Genomic DNA, 13751 nt, shown 5'->3' with positions numbered 1-13751 from the left:
CCCGTTCTGCCGCGGCAGGTCGAACCGGCGAAAGCCCCGCTAACCGAAGATCTTCTGCACCTGGTCGGAGATCTTCGCCACCAGCTCCGAAAACTGCACCACCCCGCCCAGCAGCCCCTTGACCTTCTCCCACCGGCTGCGCACCACCGCCGGCTCCGCGGCCTCGCCCGCGCGCAGGTCGGCGGCCAGGTCGGTGAGCGTGTCCTCCAGGATCTCCTGCTTGGCCAGCCCGCCGCCGCGCACCTCGGCCGCCAGTCGCTCCACCAGGGCGGCCAGGGACGAGACCGCCTCTTCGGCGCCGCCGGCTTCGATGCCGGTCTGGGTGATCTTGCCCGAGTTGTCGCCGCCGATGCTGACCTTGTTCGAGATGCGGTGGCCCATCAGGTCTCCGTCCTGGCCGGGCGGCCGGGGTTCGCGGGCGGGCGGGGGCGCGGGGTGCGCACCCCGGTCTGCGTGATCGGCCCGCGGTTGTCACCGCGGATGGTGATGTCGTTGTTGATCACGACCGAGGCCTGCTCGTCGAACTTCGCCGTCGAGAAGCCCGCGTCTTCGAGGAGCTTGCCGATCGCCGGGAGGAGGCGGCTTTCGATGATCTTCTCGTAGCGCGTGATGTCGACGAGCTGGAAGTAGTCGGCGAACAGGTTCACCGAAGCGAGTTCGCGCAACGAGCTCGCGGCGCCGTAGCGATCCGGGTCCACGACGCCGGGCTCGCGCTTGGGCTGCCGGATCCACGACGCGAGGTTCAGGATCCGGCCCGGCAGGCTCGCCGGCATCTCCAGCCAGGCCAGCAGGCCCTGGCCGAGCGGGCGCAGCGAGTCCGGCCGCATCTTGTCCACCACGCGGTACTCGGCCCGGATCGGCGGCAGCATGTAGGGCGTCCACTCGACGTACAGCGTCGTGTCGTCCACCGCGACGTGCAGGAACGTCGTGAGCACCAGGTCCCGGTCCCAGGTCTCCACCTGGAACGACAGGTAGTAGCGCGCCCACTCCTTCGGCTCCGTGCGCAGCCGGGCGACGTCGGCCGCGCCGAGCCGGGTGTGCGGCGGGTGCTCGATGTCCGGCAGGTAGGCGGCGGCTTCCGGCTCGCCGAGGTGGTCGACGAGCTCGGTGGCCGGGGTGAACACCGCCTCGGTCACCGTCAGCCCGCCGAGCCGGTGGTCCGGCGACAGCGCGCTGGCGTGGCGCAGGTCCGCGATCGCCGCGCGGATCCCGTCGTAAAGGGCTTCGGTGGTGAGCTCCGGCCGGCCTTCGGCGTCTTCGACCCGCTCCAGCGGGATCGCCATGGACCAGGCGTCACGGCGGAAACCGGCGCCCACGAACGGGTTGTACCCGCGGTAGACCACCAGCGGCGCGCCCGGTGCCCCGTCGGTCCCGGTGCTGCCCTGGTAGCGGGCGAGCTGACCGCGGAAGTCCTCGGTGAGCAGCCCGGTGAGGCTGCCGCCGCCGGTGGCTCCGGCGAACCGCTTGAAGCGCGTCGTCAGCAGGTTCCACAGGGACCAGCGCTCGATCGTCACCGCCACGCACACGACCACCGCGAGCACGATGCCGATGACGGTCCGGGCGGTGTCGCCGCCGGACGAGTCCCCGAACTCGACGTCTTGGTCGTAGCGCGAGGAGTACCGGCTGCTGCCCGAGTCGAAGATTTCGTCCGAATAGGACAGCAGCAGCCACGCCACGACGATCGCGACGCCGATCACGACCAGCGTTTTCGGGTTGAGCGTCTTCTCCAGCGCGTAGGCGCTCTTCCCCGCCCGCGCGGCGACGAGCAGCAGCGACAGCACGATCCAGCCGTAGAGCAGCGGGTTGTCCCACAGCAGCCCGATGACCACGATCATCAGCACCACCAGCAGGCCGTCGTAGTTCTTGCGGCGGGCCCGGGCGCGCACCGCCTCGGTGAGCACGCGGCCGGCGTCGAGACCCGGCGACGGCGGCACCGGGCGGGTGGGCTCGACGAGGAACTCGGTGATGGCCCGCCGGCTGTAGGCGGGATCGAGGTAGGACGCCGCACAGAGGTAACGCGTGGTGTCGTCGGCCATGCCGCCCCCTTGTCCCCGGCGCCCGCAATTTGCGGAAGGTATCATGCAGGTGCGGGCGGCGGCACCGCATTTCGGGCAACAGTGCCGAAATCGTCGTTCGACGGCTTCCGGTGGGAATGGTCAGGACAGCAGCTTCGCGGTCAGTTCCCCACGGCTGCGGACGCCGACTTTGCCGATCACCGACTTGAGGTGGTCCTGCACCGTGTGGGCCGCGATCGCGAGCCGGGCCGCGATGTCCGTTGTGGACAGTCCGGCCAGCACCTCACGGCAGACGTCGCGCTCCCGCGCGGTCAGGCCGTACGCGGCGAGCAGCACGGCACCCGAAGCGCGGTCGACGGTCACGACCGTCTCGCCGTCGTCCTCCCCCGCCACCAACCGGCTGGCGTGCAGCACGATCCACCCGCCGCGGGCGTCGCGCACCCGGGCGCGGAAGGTCCCGGTCGCCGCCCGGTGTTCGCCGTCCGGCCCGACGACCACGATCGCCGGTTCGGCCCGCGCCGGCGTCGCGCGGGCGCGCGGCCACCTGCGTCGCCGCCGCCAAGGCCGGCGCGACCGACGTCAGGAACTCGACCTCGCGGTCGCTGAACTCGCCGCGCCGGCCGCGCCCCACGACATGCCGTCAACGCGGAAGACGATGAGCAGTTCGTGACCGGGCCCCAGCGGCCGCCAGACGTCGGCGAGCCGGCCGCTGCGCTCGGCGGCCCGGCGCGGCAGTGCGGACAGGCGCGCCACCGGCACCGGACGCTGTGACATCCGGGACTCCGCCCCAGGCCAGCTCGCGAAAGTTGTGAGGCTGGGCGCTGGTCGCCGTGCTCTTCTAAACCTGGCCGACGCGCTCGATCAGCTCCTCGCTCCAGGACCGGATGGCCGCGGCCTGGTCCAGGGTGAGCCGGTCGAGGACGTGCTGCCGGACGTTCGCGCCGTGCGCCCGGGTGGCGCGGGCGGCCAGGCGGTGGCCCTCGGCGGTCAGCTCGATCCCGGTGCGCCGGCCGCCGGCCCCCGACTCGGTCCGGGTCACCAGGCCGCGCTTCTCCATGCGGGTCAGCAGGTGCGCCACCCGGCTCTTCTCCCAGGCGAGTTCGTCGGCGAGCTCGCCGACGCGCATCGGGTGCCGCAACGTCCTCAGCACGCTGAACTCGGCCTTCGAGATGCCGCAGTCGCGTTGCAGGCCGCGGTCGAGTTCGCCGACCAGCAGGCGGTGCGCGCGCATCCAGGTCTCCCAGAAGGCCCAGTCCTCGGGGCTCATGTCCGCCATGGGTCGAGTCTAAGCTAGAGTTGACGTATCAACTCCTGGGAGGACACTCGTGAAGACACTCGTGCGCGGCGGCCTGGTGGTCAGCATGGATCCGGCGATCGGCGACCTGCCCCGCGGTGACGTGCTCATCGAAGACGGCCGGATCGCCGCGGTCGCCCCGGACCTCGACGCGGCCGGGGCCGAAGTCGTCGACGCCGCGGGCAAGATCGTCCTGCCCGGCTTCGTGGACACCCACCGGCACACCTGGCAGACCGCGTTCCGCGGCCTCGGCGCCCGCTGGACGTTCGGCCAGTACCGCGTCGCCATGCACAGCACGCTCGGCCCGCACTACCGCCCCGAAGACGTCCACCTCGGCAACCTGCTCGGCCGGATCGAAGCGCTGAACTCGGGCGTCACGACCCTGCTCGACTGGTTCCACCGCGCCGATCGGCCCGAGAACGCCGACGCCGCGATCCAGGGCCTGCGGGACGCCCCCGGCCGCTCGATCTTCTGTTACGGCGCCGCGGGCCCGGACATCGAGCCGGAGATCCGGCGGGTGCGAGCGCTACTACCCGGCGACGAAATGGCGCTGGGGCTACGCGGTCCCGTGATGTCCACAATGGACGAAACCGCCGCGGATGTCGCGTTGGCGCGGGAACTTGCGCTACCCGTGAGCATGCACGTTCACGGCACCGCCGGCTGGCCGCGGGGCGACCGGCCGATCGCCGGGATGCACGCGCGCGGCCTGCTCGACGACCGCACGACCGTCGTGCACGGCAACGGCCTCTCCGACGACCAGCTGGCGATGCTCGCCGACGCGGGTGGCTCGGTGTCGGTCAGCCCGGACGTCGAGCTGAAGATGGGTTTCGCCCCGCCGATCACCGGCCGGGCGCTGGCCGCCGGGCTCCGCACCTCGCTGTCGATCGACGACTGCCCGTCGGCCGGCGGGGACATGTTCGGCGCCATGCGCACGGCCCTCGCGGTGGACCGGGCCGTCACGCCACGGGATCTCCTCGGATTCGCCACTGTGGACGGTGCGCGGGCGTGCGGGCTCGGCGCCCGGACCGGCAGCCTCACCGTCGGCAAGGACGCCGACCTGATCCTGCTCGACGCCGAGGATCCCGCGGTCTTCCCCGTCGGCGACGTCGCCGGCACGCTCGTCACCGCCGGGCATCCCGGCCTGGTCGACAGCGTCTTCGTCGCCGGGAAGGCGGTCAAGCGCCACGGCAAGCTGCTCGGCCTGGACCTCCCGGCCCTGCGCGCACGGCTCCTCGAGTCCCGCGACCGCATCGCCGCGGCCGCGGGCATCGCCGTCGACGGGTCGTGGCAGCCTCAGGAAGCCGACGTCACGCGGTAGACGTCGTAGACGCCCTCCACGCCGCGGACCACCTTGAGGACGTGACCGAGGTGCTTGGGGTCGCCCATCTCGAACGAGAAGCGGCTGACCGCGACCCGGTCCCGGGACGTGGTCACCGACGCGGAGAGGATGTTGACCTTCTCGTCGGCCAGCACCTTGGTGACGTCCGACAGCAGGCGGTGCCGGTCGAGCGCCTCGACCTGGATGGCCACCAGGAACACCGACGACGCCGAGGGCGCCCACTCGACCTCGACCAGCCGCTCGGGCTGGGACTGCAGGTCACCCGCGTTCGTGCAGTCGGTGCGGTGCACCGAGACACCGCCGCCGCGCGTGACGAACCCGAGGATCTCGTCGCCCGGCACCGGGGTACAGCAGCGGGCGAGCTTCGCCCAGACGTCGCTGGCACCCTTGACCACCACGCCGACGTCGTTGGAGCCGCGGCGCCGGGTCACCGTGGACGGCGTCGCGCGTTCGGCGAGCTCCTCTTCCGCCGCGTCGACGCCGCCGATCAGCGCCACCAGCCTCTGGACGACGTGCTTCGCGCTCGTGTGGCCCTCGCCGACCGCCGCGTACAGCGACGAGATGTCGGCGTGGCGCAACTCGGTCGCCACCGCGCCCATGGACTCCGCGGAGACCAGCCGCTGGATCGGCAGACCGACCTTGCGGATCTCCTTGGTGATGGCTTCCTTGCCGCCCTCGATGGCCTCGTCGCGGCGTTCCTTGGCGAACCACTGCCGGATCTTGGCGCGGGCCTTCGGCGAGCCGGCGAACTGCAGCCAGTCCCTGCTGGGACCCGCGTTTTCCGCCTTCGACGTGAAGATCTCGACGACTTCGCCGTTTTCCAGCTTGCGTTCCAGCGCGACCAGGCGGCCGTTGACGCGGGCGCCGATGCAGCGGTGGCCGACCTCGGTGTGCACGGCGTAGGCGAAGTCGACCGGCGTCGAGTCGACCGGCAGCGTGATGACGTCGCCCTTCGGCGTGAACACGAAGATTTCGCGCGCGGCCAGCTCGTAGCGCAGGGATTCGAGGAAGTCGCCCGGGTCCGCGGCCTCGCGCTGCCAGTCGAGGAGCTGGCGCATCCACGCCATCTCGTCGACGTCCATCGCGTTGCCGGTGTGCGTGCCTTTGGTTTCCTTGTAGCGCCAGTGCGCGGCGATGCCGTACTCCGCCGTGCGGTGCATCTCGTAGGTGCGGATCTGCACCTCGAGGGGCTTGCCGTCCGGGCCGATGACCGTCGTGTGCAGCGACTGGTAGACGCCGAAGCGGGGCTGCGCGATGTAGTCCTTGAACCGGCCGGGCACCGGCTGCCACAGCGCGTGCACGACACCCATGGCCGCGTAGCAGTCACGGACGTCCTCGACCAGGATCCGGACGCCGACCAGGTCGTGGATGTCGTCCAGGTCGCGGCCGCGGACGATCATCTTCTGGTGGATCGAGTAGTAGTGCTTCGGCCGGCCCTCGACCTTCGCGGTGATGCGTGACGAGACGAGGTTGCTGGTCAGGTCCGTGATGACCGAGCGCAGGTAGATGTCGCGCGAGGGGGCGCGGTCGGCGACCAGGCGGACGATCTCGTCGTACTTCTTCGGCTGCAGGATGGCGAACGCGAGGTCCTCCAGCTCCCACTTGACCGTGGCCATGCCGAGGCGGTGAGCCAGCGGCGCGAGGACTTCGAGGGTCTCGCGGGCCTTGCGGGCCTGCTTCTCCGGCGGCAGGAAGCGCATGGTGCGCATGTTGTGCAGCCGGTCGGCGAGCTTGATGACCAGCACGCGGGGGTCCTTGGCCATCGCGATGACCATCTTGCGGATGGTCTCGGCCTCGGCGGACGAGCCGAGCTGCACCTTGTCCAGCTTCGTGACGCCGTCGACGAGCTCGGCGACCTTCTCGCCGAAGTCGGCCTTGAGGCTTTCGACGGCGTAGCCGGTGTCCTCGACCGTGTCGTGCAGGAGGGCCGCGACGAGCGTGGTGGTGTCCATGCCCAGCTCGGCGAGGATGGTGGCGACGGCGAGGGGGTGGGTGATGTACGGGTCGCCGGACTTGCGCCGCTGGTTGCGGTGGAGCTCCTCGGCGACGTCGTAGGCACGCTGGAGCAGGCCGAGGTCGGCGTTGGGGTGCAGCTCGCGGTGGATGACGGCCAGGGGTTCGAGGACCTGCTTGACCGGGGCGGCGCGCTGGGCGGTGATCCGCCGGGCGAGGCGCGCCCGGACCCGCCGGGTGGCGGACGGGTTCGGCGCCGCGCCGTTCGGCTTCGGCGGCGCGGGCTGTGCCGCCGCCTGCCCGTTCTGCTGGGCGCCCTGCTTCGCGGGCACCGCGGCGTCGAGCTCCTGGCTCACCCGCACCTCCTGCTGCTCGTGCGGCCTTCGGACCACCAGGGTAGCCGCTGCGCCTCGCAGCCCTGTCGGGTGCGCCCGTTCAGGGGGATGTGGGGCCCGTCACCAGCCGGAACTCACGTGATTCAGACCGTGACTCACGTGATCCGGGCCGTCACTGACGTGATTGAAGCCGGAACTCGCGAGTTCCGGCTTCAATCACACGAGATCCGGGTCCGATCACGCGGGTGACGAGTTCAGCAGGTCTGGAGGGCGTGGACCTTGCGGTCTCCGAGGACCTGGCGGCCGCCCAGGGCGGCCAGTTCGAGGACCACGGAGACGCTGTCGACCACCGCGCCCGCGTCCTCCAGGAGCTTGCCGGTGGCCGCGACCGTGCCGCCCGTGGCCAGGACGTCGTCGAGGATCGCGATGCGCTGGCCCGGGCGGACCACGCCGACCGGGAGCTCGACCGTCGCCGTGCCGTACTCCAGGGCGTAGTCCACGCGGCCGGCCACCGCCGGCAGCTTGCCCGGCTTGCGGATCAGCACCACGCCGAGGCCGCGGGCGTACCCGACGGCCGCGGCGAGGAGGAACCCGCGGGCTTCCACACCCGCGAGCGCCTCGACACCGGGCGCCAGCGTTTCCGCCAGCGCGTCGGTGACCGCCTTGAACGCACCCGCGTCCGCGAAGAGCGGACTCAGGTCGCGGAACAGGACGCCGGGCTCGGGGAAGTCCGGCACCTCGGCGATCAGGCCGAGGGCGTCGTCGAGCTGCACGTCAGCGCTTCCGCTTCCCGGCCGGGCGCTGCTTCTGGATCCGGGCGGGGACGCTGGCCGCGGCCGCGTACGCCTTCTCCTTGCGCAGTTCCTTGGCCAGCGCGTCGTCGTCCGAGGCGTCGAAGTCCTCGCCCGCCGCCTTGCGCTCCTGGCTGGCCCGGCGCTGGCGGACCCGCTCGGCCTGCTGCGCGTACTTCGGGTCGCGCATCTTGAAGTCGACCAGCAGCGGCGTCGCCAGCGCGACCGACGACAGGACGCCGACGAGGGTACCGGTGAGCTGCACCAGCGCCAGGTCCTGCAGCGTGCCCGAGCCGAGCAGCACGTACCCGACGATCAGCAGGCCGAGGATCGGCAGCAGTGCGATGAACGCCGTGTTGAACGAGCGCATCAGGGTCTGGTTCAGCGCGAGGTTCGCCGCTTCGCCGTACGTGCGGCGGGTCAGCCCGAGCAGGCCGCGCGTGTTCTCCCGGACCTTGTCGAACACCACCACCGTGTCGTACAGCGAGAACCCGAGGATGGTCAGCAGGCCGATCACGGTCGCCGGGGTGACCTCGAAGCCGACCAGCGAGTACACACCCGCGGTGACCAGGATGTCGTGCAGCAGCGAGATCAGCGCCGCCAGGGCCATCCGCCCGTCGAAGTAGACGGCCAGGAAGATGACCACCGCGACGAGGAACACGCCGAGCGCGATCAGCGCCTTCTGCGAGATCTCACCACCCCAGGACGCGCTCACCGCGCTGTCGCTGATCGCCTGGACGCTGGGCTGGCCGTTGCTGCCCTTCGGGCCCAGGTCGGTGAACAGGCCCTGCTTCAGCTTGGCGACGTCGGCCGCGTTCAGCGTGTCGGTGCGGATCTGGATGGTCGCCGCGTTGCCGGTGCCGACCTTCTGCGCCTCCGCGGCCGGGCGGCCGAGAGCCTTCTGGAACGACTCCTTCGCCTGCTCCTCGGTGATCACGCCGTGGATGCCGTTCGCGGGCATCTGGAGCTGCGTGCCGCCCTCGAACTCGATGCCGAGGTTGAAGCCGCGGAAGATCATCGAGGCGAGGCACACCAGCACCAGCCCCGCGAAGAAGATGTACCAGCGCTTGCGCTTGCCGACGACGTCGAACGCACCCGTGCCGACGTACAGCCGGTGGAAGACGCTTTCCTTCTGGCCGGGTTTCACCGTCGCCTTGGCGTTGCCCTCGGCGTCCGTACCCAGTTCTTCGACCCCCACGTCAGGCCTCCTTCACGTTCGCGCGGCCGACCGAGGTCGACTTCTTACGCTGCGAACCCACTTGCTGCACGGCGCCGAGGCCCAGGTGCCTCGGATTGGACAGGAAACTGTTCTTGGACGTGGACACCATGGCCACCAGCGGGTGCGTCACCAGGTACACGACCACCAGGTCGAGCACCGTCGACATGCCGAGGGTGAACGCGAAGCCCTGGACGTCGCCGACCGCGATGACGTACAGGATCGCCGCGGCCAGGAAGCTCACCGCGTCCGAGGCCAGGATGGTGCGCCGGGCGCGGACCCAGCCGCGCGGCACCGCGGACCGGAACGTCCGGCCCTCCCGGATTTCGTCCTTGAGCCGTTCGAAGTAGATGACGAACGAGTCCGCCGTGATCCCGATGGCGATGATCAGGCCGGCGATGCCCGCGAGGTCGAGCGTGTAGCCGATCCAGCGGCCGAGCAGGATCAGCACCGCGAACACCAGCGCGCCGGACAGGGCCAGCGACAGGATGGTGAGCACGCCGAGCAGCCGGTAGTAGAACAGGCAGTAGATGAAGACCACCAGCAGGCCGATGCCGCCGGCGATCAGGCCCGCCTCCAGCGAGGCCAGGCCGAGGGTCGCCGACACCGTGGTCGCGTCCGAGGACGCGAACGACAGCGGCAGCGAGCCGTACTTGAGGATGTCCGAGAGGTCTTTCGCCTCGGTCTGGGTGAACTTGCCGGTGATCTGGGTGTTGCCGTCGAGGATGGCCACCTGGATGTTCGGCGCGGACACGACCTGCGTGTCGAGCACGAACGCCGCCTGCTGGCCGGTGTTCTTCGAGGTGAAGTCCGCCCAGATCTTGGTGCCCTCGCTCTTGAAGCTGAGGTTCACCACCCACTGGCCGCGCTGCTGGTCGTAGCCCGAGGTCGAGTCGGCGATCTCGGTGCCGGGCAGGAACTCCGGCTCCAGCAGGTACTTGTAGGTGTTGTGGTCACCGCAGGCGACCAGCGGCAGCTTCGGGTCGTCGTTGCCTTCGAGGGCGTCCTTGGCGTTCGGCGCGCAGGTCAGCGACGCCATCGCCTGCGAGACGAGCTCCTGGTTCGGCTGGCCGTCGGCGCCGATCAGCTGCGGGTTCTGCCGGAGGGCCTTGGCGGCCTGGATCTCCTTGGCCGTCTCCGCGTCGACCGAGCCGTCCGAAGGCGCCGGGGCCGGAGCCGACGACGTGGGCGGCGGGGTGCTGCTGCTCGGTGCGGCCGGCGTCGTGCTCTGCTGCTGGGCGAGGGCACCCGCGGCACCGCCACCGCCGGTCGCGGTGGTGGGCGGCGCGCTCGCCGTGGTGGTCGGGGGCTTGGTGCCCGTCGCGCCCGCGGTCGGCGTCGGCGCGCCCGAGGTCGGGGTGCCCGTGGCGGGCGGCGGGGTGTTCGTCTGCGGCGGCACCACCGGCTGGGTGGCGGCGGAGACGACCTTCCGGAAGCCCAGCTTCGCGGTCTTGCCCAGGTTCTTCGCCTGGTCGCCCTGCTCGCCCGGGACCGTGATGACGACGTTGTTGCCGTCGAGGAGGACCTCGGTGCCGCTGACGCCGATCCCGTTGACGCGGCGCTCGATGATCTGGCGCGCCTGGTTCAGGGACTCCCGGGTCGGCTGGCCGCCGTCGGGGGTGCGGGCGGTGAGCGTGACCCGGGTGCCGCCCTGCAGGTCGATGCCCAGCTTCGGGGTCGGCTTGTGGTTGCCGGTGAGGAACACCAGCGCGTACAAGACGATCACGATCAGGGCGAACAGGGCGAGATAGCGTCCCGGGCGGAGATGCCCGGCTGAAGCTGCCACGGTGCTTCGGTCTCCTCGGACGGGGTGGACCCCAAAGTTGCGGTGCCCGCCCGGAGGGTTACCGGGAGGGACTGTGTGCGATTCACTCCCGGGCACGGGTATGACGGCGGACACGCACGCAGCACCGAGACACTACTCGGTGCTGCGTGAGCCCGGCGTGCGAGGCCGTACCGACTTTCGTCGGGAGTCCGGCCCGGCCCAGGGGTGCCGCGGGGGCTTACTTCTTGCCGTGCTCCAGCGGCGGCGCCACCTGGGCGGTGGTCTGCGGCTCGTCGGCCTTGACACCGGAGGTCGACTCGATGCTCTTCGGCTCCTCGGCGGGAGTCTCCTCGACCTCGTCGAGCACGTCCTCGTCGGTCTCGACGACCGGCTCGACCTTCTCGCGGACGGCCAGCCGCAGCCAGGTGGTGACGACACCGGGCGCGATCTCGATGTCGATCGTGGTGTCACCGGAGGCGTCGGCGACGGTGCCGTAGAGACCCGAGGTGGTCATCACGCGGTCACCGGGCGCCAGGCTGCTCTGCAGTTCCTGCTGCGCCGCCTGCTGCTTCTTCTGCTTGCGCGTGCTCATCACCAGCGGCACGGCGAGGACGAGCACGAGCAGCAGGGGCAGCAATAGCTGTTGCATGATTCTCCGTTCGACGAACACCCGGGCCCAGCCGAAATGTCCGGTTTTTGGGTATGTGCTCCGGTCAAGTGTGCCAGGTACCAGCGCGGACGCCAGCACCCACCCGCCGGTACGGGCCGCTCAGTCCTGCTCGAACAGCGACGGCCCGCCCTGGTCCGGGCGCCCCGGGAGGTCCGCGGGCGGCACCATGCCGAGGTGTTCCCACGCGGACGCGGTCGCGACGCGGCCACGCGGGGTGCGGGCGAGCATACCGGCGCGCACGAGGTAGGGCTCGCACACCTCTTCGACGGTGGTCGCCTCCTCCCCCACGGCCACCGCGAGCGTCGAGATGCCCACCGGCCCGCCACCGAAAGACCTGGTCAGGGCGGTGAGCACGGCCCGGTCGAGGCGGTCGAGGCCCAGCTCGTCGACGTCGTAGACGGCCAGCGCGGCGCGGGCGACGTCGCGGGTCACCTTGCCGTCGGCGCGGACCTCGGCGTAGTCGCGGACGCGCCGCAGCAGCCGGTTCGCGATCCGGGGCGTGCCCCGCGAGCGGCCAGCGATCTCGGCGCAGCCGTCGCGGTCGATCGGGATGTCGAGGATCGTCGCGGCCCGGCGCACGACCAGCTCCAGCTCGGCGTCGGTGTAGAACTCCATCTGGCCGGTGAAGCCGAACCGGTCGCGCAGCGGGCCGGTCAGCGAGCCGGACCGGGTGGTCGCCCCGACCAGCGTGAACGGCGCGATCTCCAGGGGGATGCTGGTGGCGCCGGGGCCCTTGCCGACCACGACGTCGACCCGGAAGTCCTCCATCGCCAGGTAGAGCATCTCCTCGGCGGGGCGGGCGATGCGGTGGATCTCGTCGATGAACAGGACGTCGCCGGGCGCCAGGTTGGACAGCATCGCGGCGAGGTCGCCGGCGCGTTCCAGGGCCGGGCCGGAGGTGATCCGGATGGCCGCGCCGAGCTCGGCGGCGACGATCATCGCCATCGACGTCTTGCCCAGCCCGGGCGGGCCGGACAGCAGCACGTGGTCGGGCGGCACGCCGCGGCGGCGGGCGCTCTCCAGCACCAGCTCCAGCTGTTCGCGCACGCGCGGCTGGCCGACGAACTCGTCGAGCTTGCGCGGCCGCAGGGTGCCCTCGACGTCGCGGTCGCCGGTCTGCGCCCACGCCGAGAGGGCCTCGTCCTCTTCCACAGCTTCATACTCCACGGCCGGGCCTACCGCTTCCGGCCGAGGGTGGTCAGGGCGGCGCGCAGGACGCTGGCGGTCGTGTGGCCGTCACCGTCGGCGAGGACCTTGTCGACGGCCTGCTCGGCCTGCTTGGCCGGGAAGCCGAGCCCGGCCAGTGCCTCGACGACCTCGGCGCGCAGGGCGCCGGGGGCGGTGGCGGCGGGCGCGTCGCCGGTGCCGCCGAGGGCGGTGACCTTGTCGCGCAGTTCGAGGGTGAGCCGTTCGGCGCCCTTGCGGCCGATGCCCGGGACCGAGGTGAGCACGGTGATGTTGCCTTCGACCAGCGCGGCCCGCAGCTTGTCCGGGTCCAGCACGGCGAGGGTGGCCAGCGCGAGCCGCGGCCCGATGCCGGACACCGTCTGCAGCAGCCCGAACAGCTCGCGCGCGTCGGCGTCGGCGAACCCGAACAGCGTCAGCGAGTCCTCGCGCACGACCAGCGCGGTGTGCAGGCGGGCCTCCTCGCCGCGGCGCAGGGTCGCCAGCGTCGCCGGGGTGGCCTGCACGGCGAAGCCGACCCCGCCGACCTCGACCACGACGTGGTCGAGACCGACCGACAGGACTTCTCCGCGTACCGACGAGATCATCGTGTTGCTCCAGGGTTCTTGGCTTGGTTCGCCTGCTTCGCCGCCGCGGCGAGGCGGGCTTTGTGCGTGCGGGCCATTTCGGCCGCGCGGGCTTCGGCTTCGGCGAGCCGGGCCCGCATCGGCTCGCGCCAGAGGTGGCAAATGGCCAGGGCGAGGGCGTCCGCGGCGTCCGCGGGCTTCGGCGCGACCTCGAGGTTCAGCAGCCGCATCACCATGGCGGTGACCTGGGCTTTGTCGGCCCGGCCGGACCCGCTGACCGCGGCCTTCACCTCGCTGGGCGTGTGGAAGACGACCGGCAGGCCCCGGCGCGCGGCGGCCAGGGCGACCACCCCGCCCGCTTGCGCGGTGCCCATCGCGGTCCGGACGTTGTGCTGGGCGAAGACGCGTTCGACGGCCACCGCGGCCGGCTTGTACCTGTCCATCCAGCGCTCGACCTCGTCGGAGATGCCGAGCAGGCGGTGGGCCAGATCGGCATCGGCCGGTGTCCGCACGACGTCGACGGCGACGCAGCGGACGGCCCGGCCCTTGCCGCCGTCGACCACCCCCAGGCCGCACCTGGTCAGACCGGGGTCGACCCCGAGCACCCGCACCCGCATTCCTC

General features: G+C 71.4%; 14 protein-coding genes. 1 reads left to right on the top strand and 13 read right to left on the bottom strand.

Translation table 11 applies throughout. The features are described from left to right. Positions 1–39: 39 nt before the first annotated feature. From ACWEF6_RS00865 to ACWEF6_RS00845, 5 genes are all read right to left on the bottom strand, one after another. Positions 40–381 (bottom strand): hypothetical protein, encoded by a 342-nt coding sequence (locus ACWEF6_RS00865; RefSeq protein ID WP_449680955.1) that lies wholly within the window; start codon positions 379–381, stop codon positions 40–42. Further along, positions 381–2036, bottom strand: a complete 1656-nt coding sequence (locus ACWEF6_RS00860) for a hypothetical protein (protein ID WP_449680954.1) — start codon at positions 2034–2036, stop codon at positions 381–383. Before ACWEF6_RS00860 ends, ACWEF6_RS00865 begins: the two co-directional genes overlap by 1 nt. A 120-nt stretch (positions 2037–2156) precedes the next feature. Beyond that, a complete protein-coding gene (locus ACWEF6_RS00855; protein WP_449680953.1) occupies positions 2157–2513 on the bottom strand; it encodes a helix-turn-helix domain-containing protein in 357 nt (118 codons plus the stop codon). Between the two features lie 81 nt (positions 2514–2594). Beyond that, positions 2595–2789 (bottom strand): hypothetical protein, encoded by a 195-nt coding sequence (locus ACWEF6_RS00850; RefSeq protein WP_449680952.1) that lies wholly within the window; start codon positions 2787–2789, stop codon positions 2595–2597. Positions 2790–2853: 64 nt separating this feature from the next. Next, positions 2854–3291, bottom strand: coding sequence for a MarR family winged helix-turn-helix transcriptional regulator (locus tag ACWEF6_RS00845; RefSeq protein WP_449680951.1), 438 nt, complete (start codon positions 3289–3291; stop codon positions 2854–2856). Between the two features lie 49 nt (positions 3292–3340). Between ACWEF6_RS00845 and ACWEF6_RS00840 the strand changes: the two genes are divergently transcribed. Beyond that, the gene (locus ACWEF6_RS00840; RefSeq protein ID WP_449680950.1) at positions 3341–4627 is read left to right on the top strand and encodes an amidohydrolase family protein; all 1287 of its coding nucleotides are present in this window, start codon (positions 3341–3343) and stop codon (positions 4625–4627) included. On the opposite strand, the gene ACWEF6_RS00835 is transcribed toward ACWEF6_RS00840, so the two are convergent. The 8 genes from ACWEF6_RS00835 to ruvC all read right to left on the bottom strand — a co-directional run bounded on the left by ACWEF6_RS00835 (position 4603) and on the right by ruvC (position 13740). Next, entirely contained in the window at positions 4603–6957 is a 2355-nt protein-coding gene (locus tag ACWEF6_RS00835; protein ID WP_176177440.1) for a RelA/SpoT family protein, read from the bottom strand. The two genes, ACWEF6_RS00840 and ACWEF6_RS00835, sit on opposite strands and share 25 nt — an antisense overlap. A 233-nt stretch (positions 6958–7190) precedes the next feature. After that, entirely contained in the window at positions 7191–7709 is a 519-nt protein-coding gene (locus tag ACWEF6_RS00830) for an adenine phosphoribosyltransferase (RefSeq protein WP_449680949.1), read from the bottom strand. Between the two features lies 1 nt (position 7710). Continuing rightward, positions 7711–8925, bottom strand: a complete 1215-nt coding sequence (gene secF / locus ACWEF6_RS00825; RefSeq protein ID WP_449680948.1) for a protein translocase subunit SecF — start codon at positions 8923–8925, stop codon at positions 7711–7713. A 1-nt stretch (position 8926) separates the two neighbouring features. Then, entirely contained in the window at positions 8927–10729 is a 1803-nt protein-coding gene (gene secD / locus ACWEF6_RS00820) for a protein translocase subunit SecD (RefSeq protein ID WP_449680947.1), read from the bottom strand. Between the two features lie 217 nt (positions 10730–10946). Continuing rightward, on the bottom strand, positions 10947–11357 hold the full coding sequence (yajC, locus tag ACWEF6_RS00815; RefSeq protein ID WP_449680946.1) for a preprotein translocase subunit YajC: 411 nt from the start codon (positions 11355–11357) through the stop codon (positions 10947–10949). Between the two features lie 120 nt (positions 11358–11477). Further along, complete coding sequence (ruvB, locus tag ACWEF6_RS00810; RefSeq protein ID WP_310970428.1) at positions 11478–12545, bottom strand: Holliday junction branch migration DNA helicase RuvB; 1068 nt, start codon at positions 12543–12545, stop codon at positions 11478–11480. Positions 12546–12553: 8 nt separating this feature from the next. Further along, positions 12554–13150, bottom strand: a complete 597-nt coding sequence (ruvA, locus tag ACWEF6_RS00805; RefSeq protein WP_449680945.1) for a Holliday junction branch migration protein RuvA — start codon at positions 13148–13150, stop codon at positions 12554–12556. Beyond that, entirely contained in the window at positions 13147–13740 is a 594-nt protein-coding gene (gene ruvC / locus ACWEF6_RS00800) for a crossover junction endodeoxyribonuclease RuvC (RefSeq protein WP_449681032.1), read from the bottom strand. The genes ruvA and ruvC overlap by 4 nt, the downstream gene beginning before the upstream one ends. Positions 13741–13751: the final 11 nt, after the last annotated feature.

The sequence above is a fragment of the Amycolatopsis sp. NPDC004772 genome, from assembly GCF_053601215.1.
This window is presented reverse-complemented; position numbering and strand designations above follow the sequence as displayed.